The organism is Myxococcus virescens, assembly GCF_900101905.1.
In the GTDB taxonomy this organism is placed as follows: domain Bacteria; phylum Myxococcota; class Myxococcia; order Myxococcales; family Myxococcaceae; genus Myxococcus; species Myxococcus virescens.
In genome coordinates this window covers 238,586-258,458 of record NZ_FNAJ01000004.1, presented here as the reverse complement: position 1 = coordinate 258,458, position 19,873 = coordinate 238,586, and the positions used below count along the sequence as shown (strand labels likewise).

18 protein-coding genes are annotated in these 19,873 nt (G+C 70.3%); 13 read left to right on the top strand and 5 right to left on the bottom strand.

Annotated features, from left to right (window positions below; translation table 11 throughout):
- Nucleotides 1-11: 11 nt before the first annotated feature.
- The 8 genes from BLU09_RS14555 (at nucleotide 12) to BLU09_RS14520 (ending at nucleotide 9,973) form a co-directional block, all read left to right on the top strand.
- A complete protein-coding gene (locus BLU09_RS14555; RefSeq protein ID WP_090490152.1) occupies nucleotides 12-653 on the top strand; it encodes a cytochrome c3 family protein in 642 nt (213 codons plus the stop codon).
- Nucleotides 654-665: 12 nt separating this feature from the next.
- Nucleotides 666-3,644, top strand: a complete 2,979-nt coding sequence (locus tag BLU09_RS14550) for a TAT-variant-translocated molybdopterin oxidoreductase (RefSeq protein ID WP_090490151.1) — start codon at nucleotides 666-668, stop codon at nucleotides 3,642-3,644.
- Nucleotides 3,641-5,119 carry an NrfD/PsrC family molybdoenzyme membrane anchor subunit gene (nrfD, locus tag BLU09_RS14545; RefSeq protein ID WP_090490150.1) on the top strand — a complete coding sequence of 493 codons (1,479 nt, stop codon included), beginning with the start codon at nucleotides 3,641-3,643 and terminating at the stop codon, nucleotides 5,117-5,119. The genes BLU09_RS14550 and nrfD overlap by 4 nt, the downstream gene beginning before the upstream one ends.
- Nucleotides 5,116-5,640: a DUF3341 domain-containing protein gene (locus BLU09_RS14540; protein ID WP_011555509.1), complete on the top strand. Its 525-nt coding sequence runs from the start codon at nucleotides 5,116-5,118 to the stop codon at nucleotides 5,638-5,640. The genes nrfD and BLU09_RS14540 overlap by 4 nt, the downstream gene beginning before the upstream one ends.
- On the top strand, nucleotides 5,637-6,206 hold the full coding sequence (locus tag BLU09_RS14535) for a c-type cytochrome (RefSeq protein WP_090490149.1): 570 nt from the start codon (nucleotides 5,637-5,639) through the stop codon (nucleotides 6,204-6,206). Before BLU09_RS14540 ends, BLU09_RS14535 begins: the two co-directional genes overlap by 4 nt.
- Entirely contained in the window at nucleotides 6,203-7,399 is a 1,197-nt protein-coding gene (locus BLU09_RS14530; protein WP_090490148.1) for a hypothetical protein, read from the top strand. Before BLU09_RS14535 ends, BLU09_RS14530 begins: the two co-directional genes overlap by 4 nt.
- Before the next feature lie 127 nt (nucleotides 7,400-7,526).
- Entirely contained in the window at nucleotides 7,527-8,600 is a 1,074-nt protein-coding gene (locus BLU09_RS14525; RefSeq protein WP_090490147.1) for an oxidoreductase, read from the top strand.
- Between the two features lie 77 nt (nucleotides 8,601-8,677).
- Nucleotides 8,678-9,973, top strand: a complete 1,296-nt coding sequence (locus tag BLU09_RS14520; protein WP_244171729.1) for a YecA family protein — start codon at nucleotides 8,678-8,680, stop codon at nucleotides 9,971-9,973.
- Nucleotides 9,974-10,305: 332 nt separating this feature from the next.
- Here BLU09_RS14520 and BLU09_RS14510 read toward each other — a convergent pair whose 3' ends face one another.
- The 4 genes from BLU09_RS14510 to trhA all read right to left on the bottom strand — a co-directional run bounded on the left by BLU09_RS14510 (nucleotide 10,306) and on the right by trhA (nucleotide 13,345).
- Complete coding sequence (locus tag BLU09_RS14510; RefSeq protein WP_090490145.1) at nucleotides 10,306-11,085, bottom strand: crotonase/enoyl-CoA hydratase family protein; 780 nt, start codon at nucleotides 11,083-11,085, stop codon at nucleotides 10,306-10,308.
- A 23-nt stretch (nucleotides 11,086-11,108) separates the two neighbouring features.
- Nucleotides 11,109-12,002 carry an alpha/beta hydrolase family protein gene (locus BLU09_RS14505; RefSeq protein WP_244171728.1) on the bottom strand — a complete coding sequence of 298 codons (894 nt, stop codon included), beginning with the start codon at nucleotides 12,000-12,002 and terminating at the stop codon, nucleotides 11,109-11,111.
- The gene (locus BLU09_RS14500) at nucleotides 11,999-12,622 is read right to left on the bottom strand and encodes a TetR/AcrR family transcriptional regulator (RefSeq protein WP_090490143.1); all 624 of its coding nucleotides are present in this window, start codon (nucleotides 12,620-12,622) and stop codon (nucleotides 11,999-12,001) included. The genes BLU09_RS14505 and BLU09_RS14500 overlap by 4 nt, the downstream gene beginning before the upstream one ends.
- 99 nt (nucleotides 12,623-12,721) lie before the next feature.
- Nucleotides 12,722-13,345 (bottom strand): PAQR family membrane homeostasis protein TrhA, encoded by a 624-nt coding sequence (trhA, locus tag BLU09_RS14495; RefSeq protein WP_090490142.1) that lies wholly within the window; start codon nucleotides 13,343-13,345, stop codon nucleotides 12,722-12,724.
- Nucleotides 13,346-13,540: 195 nt separating this feature from the next.
- Here trhA and BLU09_RS14490 point away from each other — a divergent pair, with 195 nt between their 5' ends.
- From BLU09_RS14490 to BLU09_RS14480, 3 genes are all read left to right on the top strand, one after another.
- Nucleotides 13,541-14,182, top strand: a complete 642-nt coding sequence (locus BLU09_RS14490) for a TetR/AcrR family transcriptional regulator (RefSeq protein WP_244171727.1) — start codon at nucleotides 13,541-13,543, stop codon at nucleotides 14,180-14,182.
- Between the two features lie 63 nt (nucleotides 14,183-14,245).
- Nucleotides 14,246-15,673: a TrkH family potassium uptake protein gene (locus tag BLU09_RS14485; RefSeq protein ID WP_244171761.1), complete on the top strand. Its 1,428-nt coding sequence runs from the start codon at nucleotides 14,246-14,248 to the stop codon at nucleotides 15,671-15,673.
- A 9-nt stretch (nucleotides 15,674-15,682) separates the two neighbouring features.
- Nucleotides 15,683-16,339 (top strand): potassium channel family protein, encoded by a 657-nt coding sequence (locus BLU09_RS14480; protein WP_090490139.1) that lies wholly within the window; start codon nucleotides 15,683-15,685, stop codon nucleotides 16,337-16,339.
- 51 nt (nucleotides 16,340-16,390) lie between these two features.
- Here BLU09_RS14480 and BLU09_RS14475 read toward each other — a convergent pair whose 3' ends face one another.
- Nucleotides 16,391-17,104, bottom strand: coding sequence for a sulfite exporter TauE/SafE family protein (locus tag BLU09_RS14475; protein WP_090490138.1), 714 nt, complete (start codon nucleotides 17,102-17,104; stop codon nucleotides 16,391-16,393).
- A gap of 49 nt (nucleotides 17,105-17,153) precedes the next feature.
- Here BLU09_RS14475 and BLU09_RS14470 point away from each other — a divergent pair, with 49 nt between their 5' ends.
- Nucleotides 17,154-19,682 (top strand): heavy metal translocating P-type ATPase, encoded by a 2,529-nt coding sequence (locus tag BLU09_RS14470; protein ID WP_090490137.1) that lies wholly within the window; start codon nucleotides 17,154-17,156, stop codon nucleotides 19,680-19,682.
- Nucleotides 19,679-19,870 carry a hypothetical protein gene (locus tag BLU09_RS14465; protein WP_011555496.1) on the top strand — a complete coding sequence of 64 codons (192 nt, stop codon included), beginning with the start codon at nucleotides 19,679-19,681 and terminating at the stop codon, nucleotides 19,868-19,870. Before BLU09_RS14470 ends, BLU09_RS14465 begins: the two co-directional genes overlap by 4 nt.
- Nucleotides 19,871-19,873 lie beyond the last annotated feature (3 nt).

Here is a 19,873-nt window from a genome sequence, read left to right as displayed (position 1 = left end):
GCACACCCGTCATGAAAGACGCCTCGATTCGCTTCCCTTATCGTGCCCTGACCGCTGCCTGGATGGGCCCGCTGGCCGCGCTCTCCCTGGCCGGCTGTAGCGGCCCGGTGAACAACCAGCAGGGCTACATGCCCGAGCAGCCCGTGGCCTTCTCCCACGCCGTCCACGCCGGGCAGTACGGCCTGGATTGTCAATACTGCCACGTGGGCGCGGAGAAGAGCCGCCACGCCGGCGTGCCCTCCACCAGCGTGTGCATGAACTGCCACACGCAGGTGAAGACGGACTCGCCCGAAATCCAGAAGGTCGCGGCCGCGGTGGCGGAGAACAAGCCGCTGGCGTGGGTGCGCATCCACCGCCTGCCGGACCACGCGTACTTCAACCACGCCAGCCACGTGGGCGCGGGCCTGGACTGCCAGACGTGCCACGGGCCCGTGCAGGAGATGGTGCGCGTGGAGCAGAAGGAGCCCATGACGATGGGCTGGTGCCTGGACTGCCACCGCGACACGGCGGCGAAGCAGGTGTCCGCGCCGCCGCCTTCCGCGCCCCGCGCTGGAGAGCTGCTGGCCCTGTCGTCCGGTGCACCCGCGCCGGAGCCCTTGAAGGCCCCTCGAATCCTGCAGCCCCCCACGGACTGCTCGAGCTGCCACCGCTGAGGAGTCCCATCCATGTCCGACCCACTTCCCAAGTACTGGCAGAGCCTGGCGGAGCGCGCTGGCGACCTTGGCGCGCTCGCACAGACGCAGGACGAATTCGCGGAGCCGCTCCCCGTGGGCGTCGCCGCCACCCCTCCGGATGCGAACAGCCGCCGTGACTTCTTCAAGCTGATGGGCCTGAGCGCCGCGGCGGCCATGGTGGCCTGCCAGCGCGCGCCGGTGCAGCAAATCATCCCCTACGTGGCGCGCCCGGATGAAGTCACGCCGGGGCTGGCGCTCTGGTACGCGTCCACCTGCGACGGGTGCAGCGCCCGGTGCGGCCTGCTGCTCAAGACGCGGGATGGCCGCCCCATCAAGGTGGAGGGCAACGACGAGCACCCCGTGTCGCGCGGCGGTGTGTGCGCGGTGGGCCAGGCGTCGGTGCTGTCGCTCTACGACGCGAGCCGCGCCCGTTACCCCACCCGCGGCGCCACGCGCGTGTCCTGGACGGACCTGGACGCGGACGTCACGCAGGCCCTGCGCAAGGCCACCGAGGCGGGGAAGGGCATCCGCGTGGTGTTGCCCTGGCACCTGGGGCCCACGGCGGAGGCGGCCGTGAAGCGCTTCCTGGCCGCGTACCCCACTGCGCGGACCGTGCGCGACGAAGCCCTGGGGGAGCTGTCCGCCATCGCCGACGCCCACCGCGTCACGCATGGCGTGCGCGCCGTGCCGGACTACCGCTTCGACAAGGCCGCCGTCATCGCCAGCTTCGGCGCGGACTTCCTGGGGACGTGGGTGTCGCCCGTGGCCTTCACCCGGCAGTACGCGGAGTCGCGCGACGCGGCCCGGCGCCGGACGATGTCGCGGCACTTCCAGGTGGAGCCGGTGATGACGCTCACCGGTGCCGCTGCGGACCGCCGCTTCGTGGTGGCGCCTTCCGATGTGGCGCTGGTGCTGGCGGACCTGGTGCGGCGGCTGGCGGTGAAGGCGGGCCGCGAGGTGCCCGGACTGGCGTCCCTGCCGCCGCCCGCGCTGGATGAGGCTTCGAGGGTGGAGCTCGCGGACACGTTGTGGGCCCAGCGCCAGGACGCACTGGTGGTTGCGGGCGGTGATGACGTGGCCACGCAGGTGCTGGCCAACACCGCCAACGCGCTGCTGGGCAACGAGGGCCACACGGTGTCGCTGGCGGACGGCACGGCGCTGGATGCGGACGCGATGTCCTTGGGGACGCTGCTGACCGAGCTGCGCGCCGGCAGCGTGGGCGTGGTGCTCTTCATGGGCGTCAATCCCGTCTACAGCGACCCGCGCGGCGCGGAGCTGGCGGCGCTGCTGAAGGACGTGCCGCTCACGCTGTCCACCAGCGACCGGCGGGACGAGACGGCCGTGCACGTGGGCCTCCATGCACCGGAGTCCACCGCGCTGGAGTCGTGGGGCGACGCGGAGGTGCGCCGGGGCGTCGTGTCCCTGCGCCAGCCCGCCGTGGCGCCGCTGCACGAGACGCGCAGCGGCGTGGAGTCGCTGCTCCAGTGGGCGGGAGCGCCCCAGCCGCACTACGACTTCCTCCGCGCGCGCTGGGAGGCGGAGGTCTTCCCCCGGGCCAGCGGCCTGGGGCAGGGCTTCATCGCCTTCTGGGATGATGCCCTCCGCCGGGGCGTGGTGACGCTCGGCGCCGCCGCGGCGGAGGCACCCGCCTTCCGCGAGGAGGGGCTGGCGAAGGCGCTGGCCGGCGTGGCCCGTCATGCCGCGGAGTGGGAGCTGGTGCTGTACCCCACGGTGGCGCTGCGCGACGGCGCCCCCGCGAACAACGCCTGGCTCCAGGAGGTGGCGGACCCCATCACCAAGGTGACGTGGGGCAACCCGGCGTGCATCGCTCCGGCCCGCGCGAAGGCGCTGGGACTGAAGGACGGCGACGTCGTCCAGGTGCGCGCGGGGAGCACGACGCTGTCGGTGCCCGTGCTGGTGCAGGCGGGGACGCACCCCTCCGTCATCGCGGTGGCGGTGGGCTACGGCCGCACGCAGGCCGGGCGCGTCGCGGATGGCGTCGGCGTCAACGGCTACCCGCTGTCGGCGGTGGTGGACGGACGCGCGCGGCGCACGGTGCCCGGCGTCACGGTGCAGGCCACGGGCGAGCAGCAGCCCCTGGCGCTGACGCAGACGCACCACCGGCTGGAGGGGCGGCCGCACGTGCGCGAGGCGGAGCTGGCCGCCTTCCTGGCCAACCCGCGCGCGGGCAACGAGGTGCATGCGGGGCACGGCGGGGGAGGGCACTCGCTCTCCCTGTGGTCCGGCCACGAGTACAAGGGGCACCGGTGGGCGCTGGCGGTGGACCTGAGCGCCTGTACGGGGTGCTCGGCCTGCGTGGTGTCGTGCCAGGCGGAGAACAACATCCCCAGCGTGGGGCGCGACGAGGTGCTGCGCCGGCGGGACATGCACTGGATGCGCATCGACCGGTACTACCAGGGGGACGAAGCCAATCCCCAGGTCGTCCACCAGCCGATGATGTGCCAGCACTGTGAGAATGCCCCGTGCGAGACGGTGTGCCCGGTGCTGGCCACGGTGCACTCCAGCGAGGGCCTCAATCAGCAGGTCTACAACCGCTGCGTGGGGACCCGGTACTGCGCCAACAACTGCCCCACGAAGGTCCGCCGCTTCAACTGGTTCGACTACGAGCACGCCGAGCCGTTGGAGCGGATGGTGCTCAACCCGGACGTCGTGGTGCGCAGCCGGGGCGTCATGGAGAAGTGCTCGATGTGCGTGCAGCGCATCCAGGAGTCCAAGGCGGCCGCGAACCGGGAAGGCCGCCCGCTGCGTGACGGGGACATCCAGACGGCGTGCCAGCAGAGCTGCCCCGCGAAGGCCATCCACTTCGGTGACGTGAACGACCCCGACAGCCAGGTGGCGCGACTGGCGAAGGACGGGCGCGCGTTCCGGCTGCTGGAGGAGCTGAACATCGGGTCGTCCATCACCTACCTCACGAAGATCCGGAACACCGGGTCGGGAAGCGGCACATGAGCAACCAGCATCTGTCCCCGCTGCGCGAACCGCTCGTCACCGAGCCGCGCTCCCTGGGCCAGCTCACCGAGGAGATCTGCGCCCCCATGGAGCGGGCCCCCACGTGGAAGTGGTGGGTGGCCTTTGGCATCGCGGTGTCCGTGCTCGGCACGGGCGCCGGCATCGTCGGCTACCAGGTGGCCACGGGCATCGGCGTGTGGGGCCTCAACAAGACGATTGGCTGGGCCTTCGACATCACCAACTTCGTGTTCTGGGTGGGCATTGGCCACGCCGGCACGCTCATCTCCGCCATCCTCTTCCTCTTCCGGCAGAAGTGGCGCACCAGCATCAACCGCGCGGCGGAGGCGATGACGCTGTTCGCCGTCATGTGCGCGGCGCTCTTCCCCGTCATCCACATGGGCCGGCCGTGGCTGGCCTTCTGGGTGCTGCCGTATCCGAACGACCGCGGCAGCCTCTGGGTGAACTTCCGCTCGCCGCTCTTGTGGGACGTGTTCGCCATCTCCACGTACTTCACCGTGTCGGCGGTGTTCTGGTACGTGGGCCTGATTCCGGACCTGGCCACGGTGCGCGACAGGGCGAAGGCGGGGATTCGCAAGGCCGTCTTCAAGGTGATGTCGCTGGGGTGGACGGGCTCGAACCGGACGTGGAGTCGCTACGAGACGGTGTACCTGCTGCTGGCGGGCCTGGCGACGCCGCTGGTGCTCAGCGTGCACACCATCGTCTCCATGGACTTCGCCACGTCGGTCATCCCCGGCTGGCACACCACCATCTTCCCGCCGTACTTCGTCGCGGGCGCGGTGTTCAGCGGCTTCGCCATGGTGCTGACGCTGATGATCATCACCCGCGTGGTGCTGGGCTACGAGCACCTCATCACCCTGCGCCACCTGGAGAACATGACGAAGATCATCATCGTCACGGGTGGCCTGGTGTCGCTGGCGTACGCGACGGAGTTCTTCATCGCCTGGTACTCGGGCAACCCCTACGAGCGCTTCGCCTTCATGAACCGCGCCTTCGGCCCCTACGCCTGGGCGTACTGGATCATGGTGACGTGCAACGTGGTGTCGCCGCACCTCTTCTGGTTCAAGAAGATTCGCACCTCGCCCGCGGCCATTTTCGTCCTGTCGCTGGTCATCAACGTGGGCATGTGGTTCGAGCGCTTCGTCATCATCGTCACCAGCCTCCACCGCGACTTCCTGCCGTCGAGCTGGGCCATGTACACGCCGACAATGGTGGAGGTGGGGACCTTCATCGGCACCTTCGGTCTCTTCTTCACGCTGTTCCTGCTCTTCGTCCGCGTGCTGCCCATCATCTCCATCGGCGAGGTGAAGAGCGTGCTGGGCTTCGCGCGTGACGGCCATGCGGCGCAGCCACACCCGCCCGCGAAGCCCGTCGCCGAGGAGCCGCACCCCGTGGCCCACCGGCCCGCGTCGCCGGTGCCGCTGGCCATCGCCACCCGAAAGGATGCACCTGTATGAGTGCCCCGGTTCTCATCGGCTACTTCGACAGTGAGGCGCAGGTGCTCGACGCCACCCGGGCGGTGCGGGAGGCGGGCTTCGTCCTCCACGACGTGTACACGCCGTACGCGGTGCACGGGCTGGATGACGCCATGGGCCTCAAGCCCAGCCGCCTCACCTGGGTGTGCTTCGGCGCGGGCCTGCTGGGCTGCACGCTGGCGCTGTCGCTCCAGTACTACACCAGCGTGGTGAGCTGGCCGCTCAACGTGGGCGGCAAGCCCTTCAACTCGTTCCCCGCGTTCATCCCCGTGACTTTCGAGCTGACGGTGCTGTTCGCGGCGCTTGCGACGGTGGCGGCCTTCCTGGCGCGGGCGAAGCTCTTCCCCGGGAGCCGCCGCTCGGTGCTCCCGCGTGTCACGGATGACCGGTTCGCCATCGCGGTGACGCCGCGCGAGGCCCCCTCGGAGCTGGACGCGGCCGAGGACCTGATGCGCCGCCACGGCGCGGTGGCGACGGACCTGCTGGAGGAGGTGGCGTCGTGAGAAGGCTATCCCTGGGCGTGGTGGTCCTGAGTCTGACCGTCGCGGGCTGCGAGCAGGACGAGACGCGGCCCAACTTCGAATACGCGCCGGACATGGTGTCGTCCGTGCCGTTCGACACCTTCGCGGCCAACCCCGTCACCGTGGATGGCAAGACGCTGCTGGCGCCGGTGAAGGGGACGATACCGCGTGGGCATCAGCCGCTGCACCTGGCCGCGGGCGCCGAGGAGGCGGCACGCGCGGGGCGGGAGCTCCAGAATCCGTACCCGGCCTCTCCGGAGGTCCTGGCGCGGGGCAAGGTGACGTTCTCGCGCTACTGCGGGCCGTGCCACGGCCCGGAGGGCCTGGGAGACGGGCTCGTCACCGCGCGCTTCCCCATGCCGCCGTCGCTGCTGGCGGAGCGCGCGAAGCAGCTCCCCGACGGGCAGGTGTTCCACATCATCACCCACGGGCAGGGGCTGATGCCGGCCCATGGCTCGCAGGTGGCTCCAGAGGACCGGTGGAAGATCGTCCACTACGTCCGGACCTTGCAGGACCCCGCGCGGACGGCGCGGAAGGACGTGCCATGAGCGCTTCGACGCATGAGGAGGCCGCTGTTTCGACCAGCGGCTTCGAGGTTCCTCCCGCCGTGCACCGCGCGGCGCAGGTGTTGGCCGGCGTGGGCCTGGGCATCCTGGTGGCGGGGTTGGCCATCGCGCGTGAGCGGGCCCTGACGAGCCTGCTCACCAGCGGCTTCTACTTCCTGTGTTTGGGCCTGGGCGGCGCGGTGTTCCTGGCGCTGATGTACGTGGCCAACGCGGGCTGGTTCACCGTGTTCAAGCGCATCCCGGAGGCCTTCGCGGCCTACGTGCCCTGGGGTGCGGTGACGATTCTGGCGCTGCTGCCCTTCGTGTCCTCGCTGTATCCGTGGGCGAAGCCGGGCGTCATGGAGACGGACCACCTGCTGCATGAGAAGGCCGCCTTCCTCAACGTGCCCTTCTTCGCGGTCCGCATGGTGGTGATGCTGGCGCTGTGGGTGGGCTTCACGTGGATGCTGCGGCGCATCTCCCTGCGGCAGGACGCGGAGCGCTCCCTGGAGCTGGCCGGGCGCAACGTGACGGTGTCGGCGGTGTTCCTGGTGCTCTTCTCGCTGACCTTCTGTCTGGCCGCGTTCGACTGGCTGATGACCCTGGAGCCGCACTGGTTCAGCACCATCTACGCGCTCTACAACATCGCGGGCCTGCTCAGTTCCACGGTGTGCGCCATCACCGTGACGGCGATCCTGCTCCACCGCGCGGGCGCGCTGCCGCAGCTCAACACCAGCCACCTTCATGATTTGGGCAAGCTGATGTTCGGCTTCGCCACGCTGTGGGCCTATCTGTGGTTCTCGCAGTTCCTGCTCATCTGGTACGCGAACATCCCGGAGGAGACGGTCTACTTCGTCACCCGGCTGCACGGCACCTGGGCGGTGGCCTTCTATGTAAACGTGGCGCTCAACTGGGCGCTGCCCTTCGTGCTGCTGCTGCCGAGGCCCGCGAAGCGCAATCCGTCGCACCTGCTGCGGGTGGCCGCCATCCTCCTGGTGGGCCGCTGGCTGGACCTGTACCTGATGGTGGTGCCGGGTGGTCAGCCTGACGGTGTCGCCCTGGGGGTGTTCGAGCTCGCCGGCTTCGTGGGAATGGCGGCGCTCTTCACATTGGCGGTGACGCGCACCGTGCGCTCGACGCCGATGGTCCCAGTGGGGGACCCGTACCTGGTGGAGAGCCTGCACCACCACACCTGAGCCTGTTTCTGAGAAAGGGAGCGGTGGAAGCCTCGGCGCCGAGGCCTCCCCGGAAGCCCGCTCCCGACCGCGACGCCGCCCGTCCTCCTCGGCGGGCGGCGTTGCCCTTTCCAGGGTAGGGTGCGACATGGCCTTCTCCTCTCCTGGACGAGCCCCCCTCCGAGTGGCCTTGCTGGGCTTCGGCGTCGCGGGCAGGTCCATCCACGCTCCGCTGATTCAAGGTGTGGACGGGCTGGTGCTCCAGGTCGTCGCCTCGCGCCAGGAAGCGGCGGTGCGGTCCACGCTGCCGCACGTCACCCTCTGTGGCTCTCATGAGGACGGAGCAACACATTCCGACGTGGACCTGGTTGTCATCGCCACGGCGAATGACCGCCACGCGCCGCTGGCCGAGGCCGCGCTCCGGGCGGGAAAGCACGTCGTCGTCGACAAGCCCTTCACCATCACCCTGGCCGAAGCCCGCGCGCTGCGGGCCCTGGCGGAGTCGCGCGGCCTGCTGCTCTCGGTGTTCCACAACCGGCGTTGGGACACCGACTTCCTGGCGTTGAAGGCGCTGCTGGCGGAAGGCACCCTGGGCCACGTTGCTCACGTCGAGTCGCGCTTCGACCGGTTCCGCCCGGAGGTTCGCACCCAGTGGCGGGAACAGATGGTTCCGGGCGCGGGCGTGTGGTTCGACCTGGGGCCGCACCTCGTCGATCAGGCGCTGCAACTGTTTGGACTGCCGGAGTCGGTGTCCGGCACGCGCGAGACGCTGCGCGAGGGCGCTTTCGTCGATGACTGGTTCCAGTACACGCTCGTCTATCCACGGCGGCAGGTGGTGCTCCAAGCCTCCATGCTCATCGCGGCCCTGATGCCTCGCTTCGCCGTACATGGCTCACGGGGCTCATGGCTCACCTTGGGCAGGGAGCCGCAGGTGCCACGTCTGGTGATGGGTGCGTCTCCAGAAGGCGCGGGGTGGGGCGAGGCCCCGGCGCCTGGCCGGGATGGAGCGCCTACCGTCGCTTCGGCAGGGGACTACCGCCAGTACTATGCGGGCATCCGGGATGCCCTGCTGGGAGGGGCGCCCAACCCCGTGACGCCCATCCAGGCCGTGGCCGTCCAGGCCGTGCTGGAGGCGGGCATCCAGGCGCAAGAGCGTGGCGGCTCACAGGGCCTGGACCTCTCGGAGGCGGAGCGCGCCGCCTTCGACGCAGGCGCTGCTTGATTCCCGCCCGGTGGGATGCCTACTCCTAGCACCGTCGTGGACTCTCCTTGTCGCCTGCGCGACCCCCTGAGGACCTCTTGAGCTCGAAGAAGCCCGGCCGAAACGACCCGTGTCCCTGTGGCAGTGGCAAGAAGTACAAGGTCTGCCATGCCGCCGAGGACCGGGCCCGCGCCGCGCCGCCCGCCGCCCCCGCCTCGTCCGCCAGGGCCGACCTCGAGGCGGCGATGGAAGTGCTGGGCGACCCCGATGTGTCCAAGCTGTCCGGTGCCCTGGAGCGGCTGGCGGAGTTGCTGACGGACTGGGGCCCGGCGCCGGGCCTGCGCTTCGACGTGAAGGCCTTCTCCGAGCACGTGGGGAATGAACTGGCCCGGCTGTCGGAGAACACGGAGCAGGACGCCGCCAGCGCCCGTCGTGAGCTGTTGGTGGGAACGGTGCGCGCGCTCGGCACGCCTGCGTTCCTGGAGGCGCTCGGGGCCGCGCTGATGTCCAAGATGTCCACGCCTGGACTGTCCGCCGAGGACCGGCGGGCCATTGGCGTGGGCACACTGCTGGCCTCCGCGTCCAAGCGGATGGGCAAGGCCCGGCCGGAGGACATCCCCGTCCTGGACGTCGTCTTCGACGTGCAGTTCCGCGAGTGGAGCGCCAGGCACAAGGAGCTGTCCCAGAAGTACGAGGCGCTGGTGAAGGGGCTCGAGGAGGAGTCCCTCTCCGACGAGGCGAAGGCCGCGCTCCAACAGGCTCGTGGCGGCGACGTGGGCGCGCTGCTCAAGTACGTGCAAGAGGACCCGGAGCTGGCCGAGCGCATCGCTCGCGAGGCCAAGGAGCGCGCCGCCCGCGTGGAGGCGTGGCTGCGGGCCTCGACGACGCCGGCCGTCTTCTCGCCCGAAGAGGAGCTGTGGCTCACGTGCGCGCTCTGGGACCCGATGCAGGCGCTGAAGGCCCTGCCCACGGGCACGGAGCCCTCGGTGCGCCGGGACGCAGTGACGGCGCTGATGCGCGCGGTGAAGGGCGCGCTCGACGAGGACTTCCTCGTGGGGCTGCTCGACCGGCTGCGGGAGAAGGCGAAGGACGCGGCCGCGGATGACGCCACCCGCACGGCGTACATGGACGCCGCCATCGCCTTCGAGGCGGAGCCCGCGCGGATGACGCTCGCCGCGCTGCTCACGGCACGGAAGGAAGCAGAGGGGCGCTCGCCCGAGGAGATGGTGGCGCTGGCCGACCTCAAGGCGCTCACCGCGTGGACGCCGGAGGCCTTCGAGCCCTACCGCGCGCTGCTGCTGAGCATGGGCCTGCCTGCCGCCGCCGCGCGCATCGAGCGCTGCCAGGCATGGCTCAAGGAGCATCCGGTGACGCTGCGCACCGAGCAGGCCTGAGCCGGGACTGCGTCAGGACGCCTCGGGCCGACGACGGCGCGGGGCGTCCACGGGGCGCACGTTGTTCAGGTCGAGCATGTTGAATGAGCCCCATCGCATGGCCGCCGAACGAGTGGGCGACGATGAAGAGCGGCCAATGCCTCGGTAGCCGAAGGTCAAGGTCCCGAAGCCGCTCCGGGCCTGTCGGGCCCGGGACGAGGATGCGCCCGCGAGGGGCGCTGTGGCGGCAAAGCGGCTCGCGCCGAGCGAGCATCCGTCGGACGCGCGGAGCGAGGTGGGCTCCCCGTGATGGGGCTCTGGATGCGCTGGAATGCCCCGGCCTCCTGAGACCGTCATCGGCCGCGGAAGGTCGCGGGCCGGCGTTCGAAGTGGGCGGAGAGCGCCTCCTGCACATCCTCGGTCGTCGCGAGCTGCTGGATGGCCGGCAGGAGCTTCTCCGCCGCGGCGCGCTCCCCTTCGAGGACGGCCGTCCGCGCGCTCTCGATGGTCGCCTTGATGGCGAGGGGCGGCTTCGACGCGATGCGGGCCGCGAGGCCCATCGCCGTCTCCATCAGCGCCTCGCGCGAGACGACTCGCTGCACGAGCCCCAACCGGTGCGCTTCACGCGCGTCGAGCGCATCGCCCGTCAGCAGGTACTGCATCGCGTTGCCCCAACCCATGGTCCGCACCCACCGGGCCGTGCCCCCGCCGAAGGGGAAGATGCCGCGGTCGATTTCAATCTGCTCGAAGGTGGCGTCCTCGGAAGCCACCGTGATGTCGGCCGCGAGCATCAGCTCGATGCCGAGCGTGAGGCATTTGCCATGCACCGCGATGATGAGCGGCTTCGTCCTCGCGGGGCCATGCGTGGCCCACGGGTCGATGCCCGCCGCGCTGAACAGCGTCCGGGCATCACCCAGCCTGGGAAACACATCCATGAGGTCCAGCCCCGCCGTGAACACGGTGCCGTGAGCGAAGAGCACGCACACCCGGACGTTCTCGTCGGCCTCGGCCCGTCCCAGCGCGCCCGAGAGTTGCTCGATGAGCGCGATGTTCATCGCGTTCCGCTTCTCAGGGCGGTTCAGTCCAATCTTCCGCACGAACCCTTCGGTCTCTTCCGTGATGAAGTTGCTCATGAGTCCCTCGTTGGGTGGTGAAGTCACTTCGTCTGTTCGAGCCAATCCGCCGCCTCCACCCAGACGGCCTCGGGCGTGCTGGAGCGGAACCAGCCGAAGTGGCCGATGCGCTTCATGCCGAGCTCCGCGGGCGTGCGGTGCAGGTGCTCGCGCGCCGCGTTCGGGTAGTAGTCGAGCAACGCACGCGCGGCGGCCTCCGGCGCGATGGAATCGTCGGAGAAGCTGTAGAGCCGTATTCGCGCCCGGACCCGGTCGTTGTACGGCCTCAGCGGCGCGCCGTTGTCGTCGGAGACGTAGTGTGGGTTGCGGCACCAGCGCGCCCACTGCTTCGCGATGCCTCCTGGGAGGTCTTCCGAGCCCACGGCGCGGCCCGGGAAGTAGCCCAGCAGCGCGACGGAGGCGGGCAGCGCGACGTACCAGATGGCGGCCAACGCCAGCCGTTGGCGGAGCGGCCAGTGCCGCCACCAGCCGTGCTGTGAGCCAATCAGCAGCACGGAATGAATGCGGGAGGCGTTCTCCGCCAGCCCCAGCATCTGACCGCCCGCCGAGTGGCCCACGACGGCCAGCCGGTGCGAGGGGAACCGCGCCGTCACCCAGTCCAGCACAGCGGGCGTGTCCAGCTCGCCCCAGTCCTGGAAGCGGGCCTGGTTGCGCAGGGACGCATCGACGACCGAGTCCCCCATGGTCCGGTAGTCATACGTGACGACCGTGAAACCCCGGCCCGAGAGGAACCGGGCGAAGGCGTCGTAGTACCTGCGCGGCACGGCCGTCGCGGGATTGATCTGGACGACCACGCCATTGTCCTGGAGCCCCTGGTACACCGTCGCGGCCAGAGGGAGCCCATCCCGGGCGGGAATCCGGACGACCTCCGGTGAGGCCGTCGCGACGGGAGAGGGCAGGGCGTCATCCGGCATCATGGCACCTTCCTGGAGGGGGCTGTCTCTGGACGCAGGCATCGCCAGGCGGCATCTGCGAGGACCTTCTCGATGCCGGCCTTGAGCTCCACGTGACCGTTGGCCCAGGCGCGCAGCAATTCCTGGGCGGGGCCGAGCATCAGCGGCATGTAGACGGCCGGAGGCAGTGGCAGCAGCTCGCCCGCCTGGGCATGGGCCTTCATCCGGCTGAAGCCTTCCCGGATGAAGTCGCCCGTCGCGGATTGGATTTCCTGTTCGGCCGCGGCCACGGCTTCCTCACGGCGCATGCGCAGGAGATAGCGGGCGGCCTCCGGGTGCTCCCGGGACCAGGCGATGTGGTGGGTGACGATGGTGCGCACGAAGGCTTCCGCGTCGTGCTTCCGCTCCAGCCGACTCCGCAACGACTCCTGATGGAGACGCAGGCAGTCGATGTAGAGCGCCACCGCGATGCCTTCCTTCGCACCGAAGTGGTGGTAGACGCTGCCCACGCTGGCGCCGCTGACCTTGCGGATGTCCTCGATGGTCGTCGCCGCCCAGCCCAGCCGGGAGAAGCAATCCAGCGCGGCATCCAGGATGGCGCGACGGCTCTGCTCGCCGGTCGCGCTGCGACGTTTACGCTCCATGACTAGAATCTGATTCTAGAGCCAGATTCTAGTCAAGCGGCCGGCCGGGCCGGCCCATGTTGTCTGGAGGTCAGAACGCTGACCCTGGCATTCCTGGGCCTACAGGGTCGCCGCGCGGACGAGTCGCAGGACGACCGTGAAGTGGAGCCCCGCACCGACCAGCGTCAGGGCGTGGAACAGCTCGTGGTAGCCGAAGACGCCGGGCCGGAGGTTCGGCCGCTTCAGGGCATAGGCGAGGGCGCCCGCCGTGTAGGCGACACCCCCCGCGAGGATGAGCGCCAGGTTGCTGCCCGTGAGGGCTTGCCGTGCTTCATCGAAGTACGGCACCAGCGTCCAGCCGACCGCGACGGCCAGCGCCGCCGTCACCACCTTGGGCGCCTGTATCCAGAACAGCGACTGCAGGACGCCAGCGAGCGCGCCTGCCCAGATGAGGAGCAGCAGGCGGTTGCCCGCGGTCCCGGAGATGCCCAGCAGCGCGACGGGCGTATAGGTGCCCGCGATGAGGATGAAGATGGAGGCGTGGTCCATTCGCCGCATCCATGTCCTCCCTCGCGTGGACCAGTTCACCCGGTGGTAGGTCGCGCTGACCGAGAACAACACCACCAGGCTGACGGCGAACACGGCGGCGGCCGTCGCGGCCCGGTCGGTCGGGGCCATCAAGACGAGCACCAGGCCCGCTCCCAGCGCCCCCGTGGCGGCGAACTGATGCAGGACACCCCGCAGTTTCGGCTTCTCCGCGGCCTGGGCGCTCAGGACCGGACCCGCGATTCGAGGACGGCGAGGATGTTGAGCTCGGCTGTGTCGGGCAAGACGGCTCGGCGAGAGACGCGATACATGAGGGGCTCCAACTCCACCGGAGAGTTACTGGATGGTAGGTTCCGGTTGGGTAAGTTACTGTTGGGTAGGTTAGAGGTCAACGTGGCGACGAAGAAGCGACTGTCGGGTGCCGACCGCCGGGTCCAGTTGATGGCGGTGGGGCGAGGCGTGTTCGCCTCGAAGGGTTACGAAGCGACCTCCATCGAGGAGGTGGCCCAGCAGGCGGGCGTGTCGAAGCCCATCGTCTACGAACACTTCGGCGCGAAGGAGGGGCTCTACGCGGCCATCGTGGACCGGGAGATGGATGACCTGGTGACGCGCGTGTCGGAGAGCATCGCCTCGGGCACGCCCCGCGAGCGGTTCGAGCGGGCGGTGCTGGCCTTCATGACGTACGCCAAGGAGGAGCCCGCGGGCTTCGCGGTGATGACGCGCGATTCACCGCTGGCGGCTGGACGGCGAGGCCTGACGCGCGTCATCGACGACCTCGCGCTGCGGGTTGCGGACATCTTCAAGAGCGAGTTCGAGCACGCTGGCTACAACCCCAAGGTCGCGCCCATCTACGCGAACGCGCTGGTGGGCATGGTGACGCAGGTGGGGCAGTGGTGGGCGGAGGATGGGCGCTCCTTCTCGATCGACCACGTCGCGCGCCACGTCGCGGCGCTCGGGTGGATGGGATTGCGGCACCTGCCGAAGGAACCGGCTGCTTCGAACGGGCGGCGTGGCGCGAAGCGACGCGGCGGTTGAGTCCCGCGGCGCGCCTCCGCGGCCCAGTTCGAGCATGGGAAACTGGTGGAGCGCCTCGACTTGGTGGATGGTCTCCCCAGCCCCGTGGACTCCTTCCTTCGTTCACCCCTCCGCTGGCTCTGGCTGCGCTGGTTCTCCATCTCACCGGCGACGTTGCTGGCGCTCTCCTTCGCGGTCCTCATCGCGGTGGGGACGGCGGGGTTGCTCTGGCTCCCGGCGTTGTACACGGGCCCGCGCCTGGGCTTTCTCGACGCGCTCTTCACCATGACGAGCGCGGTGTGCGTGACGGGGCTCTCCGTGGTGAACACCGCGACGGCCTTCACCCGCTGGGGGCAACTGTGGCTGCTCGTCTTCATCCAGTTGGGGGGCCTGGGGCTGGTCACCCTCACCACGCTCGTCATCGGCGCGTTGGGCCGGCGGCTGTCCCTCCGCAGCGAGGTCATCGTCGGTGCGCCCATGGACTACACGCACCGGCACAACGTGCTGTCGCTGACGCTGCGGGTCGCGCGCTTCACCTTGGGGGTGGAGGCGCTGGGGGCGTTGTTGCTGTGGCTGCTGTGGCTGCCGCGCTTCGGCTGGAAGGAGGCGGCCTGGCACGCTGTCTTCCATTCGGTCAGCGCCTTCTGCAACGCCGGGTTCTCGACGTTCAGTGATTCGCTGGCGGGCTTCAGCCGGGAGCCCCTCACGCTCCTGGTCATCTCCTTCCTCATCATCATGGGGAGCCTGGGCTACCTGTCGAGCGAGGAGGCGCTGCGCTGGTGGCGCAGCCGCGACCAGCGCTCCCGGCGGATGAGTGTACACACCTTCGCGGCGCTGCTCGTCACCGGGGTGCTGCTGGTGGGCGGCACCGTGCTCTTCGCGCTCTTCGAGTGGCGGGGAACGCTGGCGCCCCTGGGCTACGTGGACCGGGTGGTCAACGCCTGGTTCATGTCCGCCACGGCGCGCACGGCGGGCTTCAACAGCGTGAGCTACTCCGAGGTGAGCAACGCGAGCGGTTTCTTCACCATCCTGCTGATGGTGGTGGGAGGCAGTCCTGGCTCCACGGCCGGGGGCTTGAAGACGACGACGCTGGCGGTGCTGGGCGCGCTCGCCTTCACGCGCATCCGGGGACGCCGGCATGCCGAGTTGCATGGCCGCGCCATCCCGGAGGGCACCATCGAACGCACGGTGTCGCTGGCCCTCATCGCCTTCGGGGTGATGACGGCGGCCGTCTTCGTGCTCTCCTTCACGGAGGGGCGCGGAGCGGAGTCGGTGCAGGCCGCGCGCGCCAGCTTCCTTCCCGTCTTCTTCGAGGTGGTCAGCGCCTTCTGCACGGTGGGGCTGACCATGGATATGTCGCCCAGCCTGAGCGTGGCGGGCAAGCTGCTGATCATCGGGCTGATGTTCGTGGGACGGCTGGGGCCGCTGTCCTTCTTCGCCGCCCTCAGCCTGCGCGCCCGGACGCACCTGCGGCACGTGCGCCCCGCGCAGGAGGACCTCATCGTTGGTTAAGGAGCACGGATGAAGCGCATCATCGTGGTGGGCCTGGGCAACTTCGGCTCGGTCATCGCCGCGCGCCTGCATGAGCAGGGGCATGACGTCATCGCCATCGACCCGCGACCGGCGGTGGTGGACGCCCTGGGCGCGCGCGTGTCCAAGGCCATGGTGGGGGACGCCACGCAGCGCCAGGTGTTGGAGGAGGTGGGCGCGCGGGGGGCGGACGCCGCCATCATCTCCACGGGAGAGGACCTTTCGGCCAGCATCCTCGCGCTGCTCGCCCTGCGGGACACGGGCATCCAGGACATCTACGTGAAGGTCCGCTCGGATGACCATGCGCGCATTGCCAACGCGCTGGGGGCCACCGAGAGCATCTTCCCCGAGCGGGAGAGCGCCCTGGGACTGGCCAGCCGCATCACCAGCGGCCGGCTCCTTCAGTACGTGCAGCTGGGAACGGAGTTCGGCCTTCAGGAGATGCCCGTGCCGGAGGCCTGGTATGGCAAGAGCCTGCGTGTGCTCGCCCTGCCGCAGCGCTACCGCGTGCACGTGGTCGCCGTGCATGACGTGCTCCAGGACCGCATGCTCCCGGTGCCGGACCCGGACCGGCTGCTCACCCCATCCGACGCGTTGCTCGTCGCGGGTGAGCCCTCCGCGCTCGAGGCAGTGGCCGCGCTGCGCTGAGCTCGTGGCGCGGACGGCCCGGTGCTTTCGCCCGGAACGCCCGCGCCCTTCTCAGTGACAGCTGGCTCCACCGGCGTTCACGCTCACCGCGCGGTAGACGAGCACCGCCGCCGCCGCCAGCGGCACCGCCCGTTGGAGCAGCAGGGACATCCACTTCGGACGGTGCTTCCACAGCGCCGCCTGAAGCTGCGCCCCCAGCAGGGCGGGCAGGCCGCCGAGCGCGAACGCGGCGAGCACCAGCGCTCCGCCTCCGAACGAACCGCTCGCCAGCGCCACCGCGAAGACGCCATAGAGGAGGCCACAGGGCAGCAGCGGTGTGACCGCACCCATTGCGCTCGCGCGGCCCGTCCACGAAAACTTTGCGCCCCAGCGCGTGACATGCCGCGCGAGGTTCGCCATGCCCGGCAGCGGGCGCAGGCGCTTGCCCAGCTCCAGCGCGGACGCGACCAGCGCCACCGCCATCAGCCAGGGAAGGTAGGGGCGGGTGGAGACCGCCAGCGTCTGGGTGACGCCTCCACCCAGCATGCCCAGTGCGCCGCCTACGAGGGCATAGGCGCCCAGGCGCGCTCCCTGGTAGGCGACGACGGCCCGGCGGCGCTCGGGGCCCGGCACGCTGGGGAGACCCGCGCAGGCCAGCGGTCCGCACATGAGGAGGCAATGCACGCTCCCCGTGAGCCCCACCACGAAGGCGCCCAGTGCGCCGGCGATGACGGTGGGTTCGGAGGTGTGCAGCAGCGAGGCGAGTGCGGCCGGTTCGGGCGACATGAGCGCGGTGCATCGCAACAGGCATGCCGTTCGCAAGGTGACATCGTGAATGCCTGCCTCCACGACATCGGAGCCTGCTCCGGCCGCCTGTCTCCACTGCGGCAGCCCCGTTCCTCCGGGGGGCGCGGCGCGCGACTTCTGCTGTGTGGGGTGCGAGGCCGTGCACGGCCTGCTCGTGGAGCAGGGGCTCACGCGCTACTACCAGCTCGCGCAAGGAAAGACAGCGCCCGCGCCTGAGCCGCGCAAGGAACGCGCGTTCGCGTGGCTGGAGCCGCTCATGAGCCGCGCGGAGTCGACTCCTGGCCCCTTGTGCGCGCTCGAGCTGGACGTGCAGGGCATCCACTGCGCCGCATGTGTGTGGCTGATGAACGAGCTGTTCCGCCGGCAGCCGGGCGGGGCGGGTCTGACGGTGGACCCGGCCCTGGGCAAGGTGCGGATGCTGTGGCGGCGCGGCGCTTTCGACGTGGCGGAGTTCCTTCGCGGCGTGGAGGGCTTTGGCTACCTCTTCGGACCCAGCCGCAAGCGCCCGGAGCGCACGAGCCTGGACCTGCCCATCCGCCTGGGCATCTGCGCCGCGCTGTCGATGAACGTGATGCTGTTCTCGGTGAGCTTCTACGTGGGGCTCACGCCGGAGGATGGCGATGTCTTCCGTCTCTTCACACGGCTGAGTCTGTGGCTGTCGTCCGCGGTCGTGGTGGTGGGAGGCTGGCCCTTCTTCCGCTCCGCGCTTCAGGGCTTGCGGCGCGGCGTGCTGCACCTGGACCTGCCCATTGCCCTGGGCATCCTGCTGGTGTTCGGCATGTCGCTGGCGCAGGCGCGCGGAGGGCGCGGCGACCTGGCGTACTTCGACACGCTCAACACCTTCGTCACGCTGATGCTGGTGGGACGGTGGCTCCAGCAGCGTGTGTTGGAGCGCAACCGGCGCTTCCTGCTGGATGACGACGGGGCGGAGGGGCTCTTCGTGCGCAGGGAAGAGGGCGCGCGGCTCGCCACCGTGCGCGCCGCCGAGGTGGCCGACGGCGACGTGCTGGTGATTGCGCCGGGGGACCTGGTGCCGGTGGACGCGGTGCTGCTCGATTCGGGGGCCCGCGTGTCCACGGATTGGATTACGGGCGAGCCCGGCGAGCGCGCGGTGGGGCAGGGCGGTGCGTTGCCCGCGGGCGCGTTCAACGCCGGGCGCAAGGCCGTGCGTGTCCAGGCGAAGCAGGCGTTCACCGACTCGCCGCTGGTGGCGTTGCTCCGCCGGGCGCCCACGGGCGTGGGGGGCCCCGCGCTGCACACCCGCTTCTGGGACCGCGTGTCGCGCCGCTGGGTCGTCACGGTGCTCTTCGTCTCCGCGTTGGGGCTCGCGCTGTGGTGGCCCGCCGGGCCGGACAAGGCGCTGGAGGTAGCGGTGGCGTTGCTGGTGGTGACGTGCCCGTGCGCCATCGGTATCGCCACGCCGCTGGCCTACGAGTTGGTCCAGGCGCGCCTGCGCCGCGGCGGCTTCTTCATCCGGAGCACGGACCTGCTGGACCGGCTGCCGCGCGTGCGAAAGGTGCTCTTCGACAAGACGGGGACGCTGACGCTGGGACGGCTGGAGTTGGTGGACCGCGCCGCCGTGGCGGGGTTGACGCCCGCGTCGCGCGACATCGCCTTCGACCTGGTGTCGCGCAGCAACCACCCCGCCAGTCGCTGCCTCGCGGCCGCGCTGGCTCGGGAAGGCGCGCGCTTCAATTCGGAGGCGCGTGTGTCGGAGCTCGCGGGCCAGGGGCTCGAGCTGAATCGAGAAGGCGTGCGCTGGCGGCTGGGCCGCGCGGACTGGGCCACCGAAGCGGTGGACACAGGGCTGCCGGACCACGAGCCCATGGATGGCGCGTCGCGTGCGTGGGGCGGCCCCGCGAGCCGCCACTCCAGGCCGAGTGGGCGAGTGGAGGTCCTCCTCTCCGGTTCGGGCCTCGCCGCGGGCCCGGTGCTGACCCGTGACGGCGTGCCAGTGGCCTTCTTCCAGCTCCGGGAGTCGGTACGTCCCGACGCGCGCCGTGAGGTCCAGGCGCTCCAGGGAGAGGGCCGCGAGGTGTGGCTCATCTCCGGGGACAGCCAGGGCCGCGTGAATGACATGGCCGCCGCGCTGGGCATTTCCACCCAGCGCACCCTGAGTGGCCAGCGTCCCGAGGACAAGGCGGAGGCCGTCGCGAAGCTGGACGCGGCGGACACGCTGTACCTGGGCGACGGCGTCAACGACAGCCTCGCCTTCGAGCGAGCCCTCTGCGCGGGTACGCCCGCCATCGACCGGCCGGTGATGCCCGGCAAGAGCGACTTCTTCCTCCTGGGCGAAGGCCTGGGCGCCATCCGCGAGGCACTGCGGTTGTCGGCCCGGTTGCGCCAGGTGGTGCGCCGGCTGCTGGTCCTGGCGGTGAGCTACAACGTGGTGGCCGTCGCCGTGTGCCTCGCGGGTTGGATGACGCCCCTGCGCGCCGCCGTGGCCATGCCCGCCACCAGTCTGGCCACCGTGCTCTTCACGGTGTGGTGGCTGTCCGCCTCACGCGAGCGCGCTGCCGCCTCGCCCACGCCGCCGCTTCGGGAGGTGCCGGCATGAACGTCCTCGTCCTCCAGGTCTTCGTGAGCCTGATGCTCGTCGCCAGCTCGGTGCTGCTGTTCGTCTACAGCGTGCGCCACCGCGACCACGAGCACGCCGACCGGCTCTCGCTCTTCCCGCTCGAAGACGACAGCGCCGCTCCGGCGCCGCGTGCTCCCGAGCCTCCGCCCTCCGCTTCCCAGGAGTGAAGC

Coding starts and splice junctions, on each gene's coding strand:
- BLU09_RS14550 (WP_090490151.1), top strand. CDS start 666: ATGTCCGACCCACTTCCCAAGTACTGGCAGAGCCTGGCGGAGCGCGCT.
- BLU09_RS14530 (WP_090490148.1), top strand. CDS start 6,203: ATGAGCGCTTCGACGCATGAGGAGGCCGCTGTTTCGACCAGCGGCTTC.
- nrfD (WP_090490150.1), top strand. CDS start 3,641: ATGAGCAACCAGCATCTGTCCCCGCTGCGCGAACCGCTCGTCACCGAG.
- BLU09_RS14465 (WP_011555496.1), top strand. CDS start 19,679: ATGAACGTCCTCGTCCTCCAGGTCTTCGTGAGCCTGATGCTCGTCGCC.
- BLU09_RS14475 (WP_090490138.1), bottom strand. CDS start 17,104: ATGTCGCCCGAACCGGCCGCACTCGCCTCGCTGCTGCACACCTCCGAA.
- BLU09_RS14510 (WP_090490145.1), bottom strand. CDS start 11,085: ATGAGCAACTTCATCACGGAAGAGACCGAAGGGTTCGTGCGGAAGATT.
- BLU09_RS14540 (WP_011555509.1), top strand. CDS start 5,116: ATGAGTGCCCCGGTTCTCATCGGCTACTTCGACAGTGAGGCGCAGGTG.
- BLU09_RS14525 (WP_090490147.1), top strand. CDS start 7,527: ATGGCCTTCTCCTCTCCTGGACGAGCCCCCCTCCGAGTGGCCTTGCTG.
- BLU09_RS14555 (WP_090490152.1), top strand. CDS start 12: ATGAAAGACGCCTCGATTCGCTTCCCTTATCGTGCCCTGACCGCTGCC.
- BLU09_RS14505 (WP_244171728.1), bottom strand. CDS start 12,002: ATGATGCCGGATGACGCCCTGCCCTCTCCCGTCGCGACGGCCTCACCG.
- BLU09_RS14500 (WP_090490143.1), bottom strand. CDS start 12,622: ATGGAGCGTAAACGTCGCAGCGCGACCGGCGAGCAGAGCCGTCGCGCC.
- BLU09_RS14470 (WP_090490137.1), top strand. CDS start 17,154: ATGCCTGCCTCCACGACATCGGAGCCTGCTCCGGCCGCCTGTCTCCAC.
- BLU09_RS14480 (WP_090490139.1), top strand. CDS start 15,683: ATGAAGCGCATCATCGTGGTGGGCCTGGGCAACTTCGGCTCGGTCATC.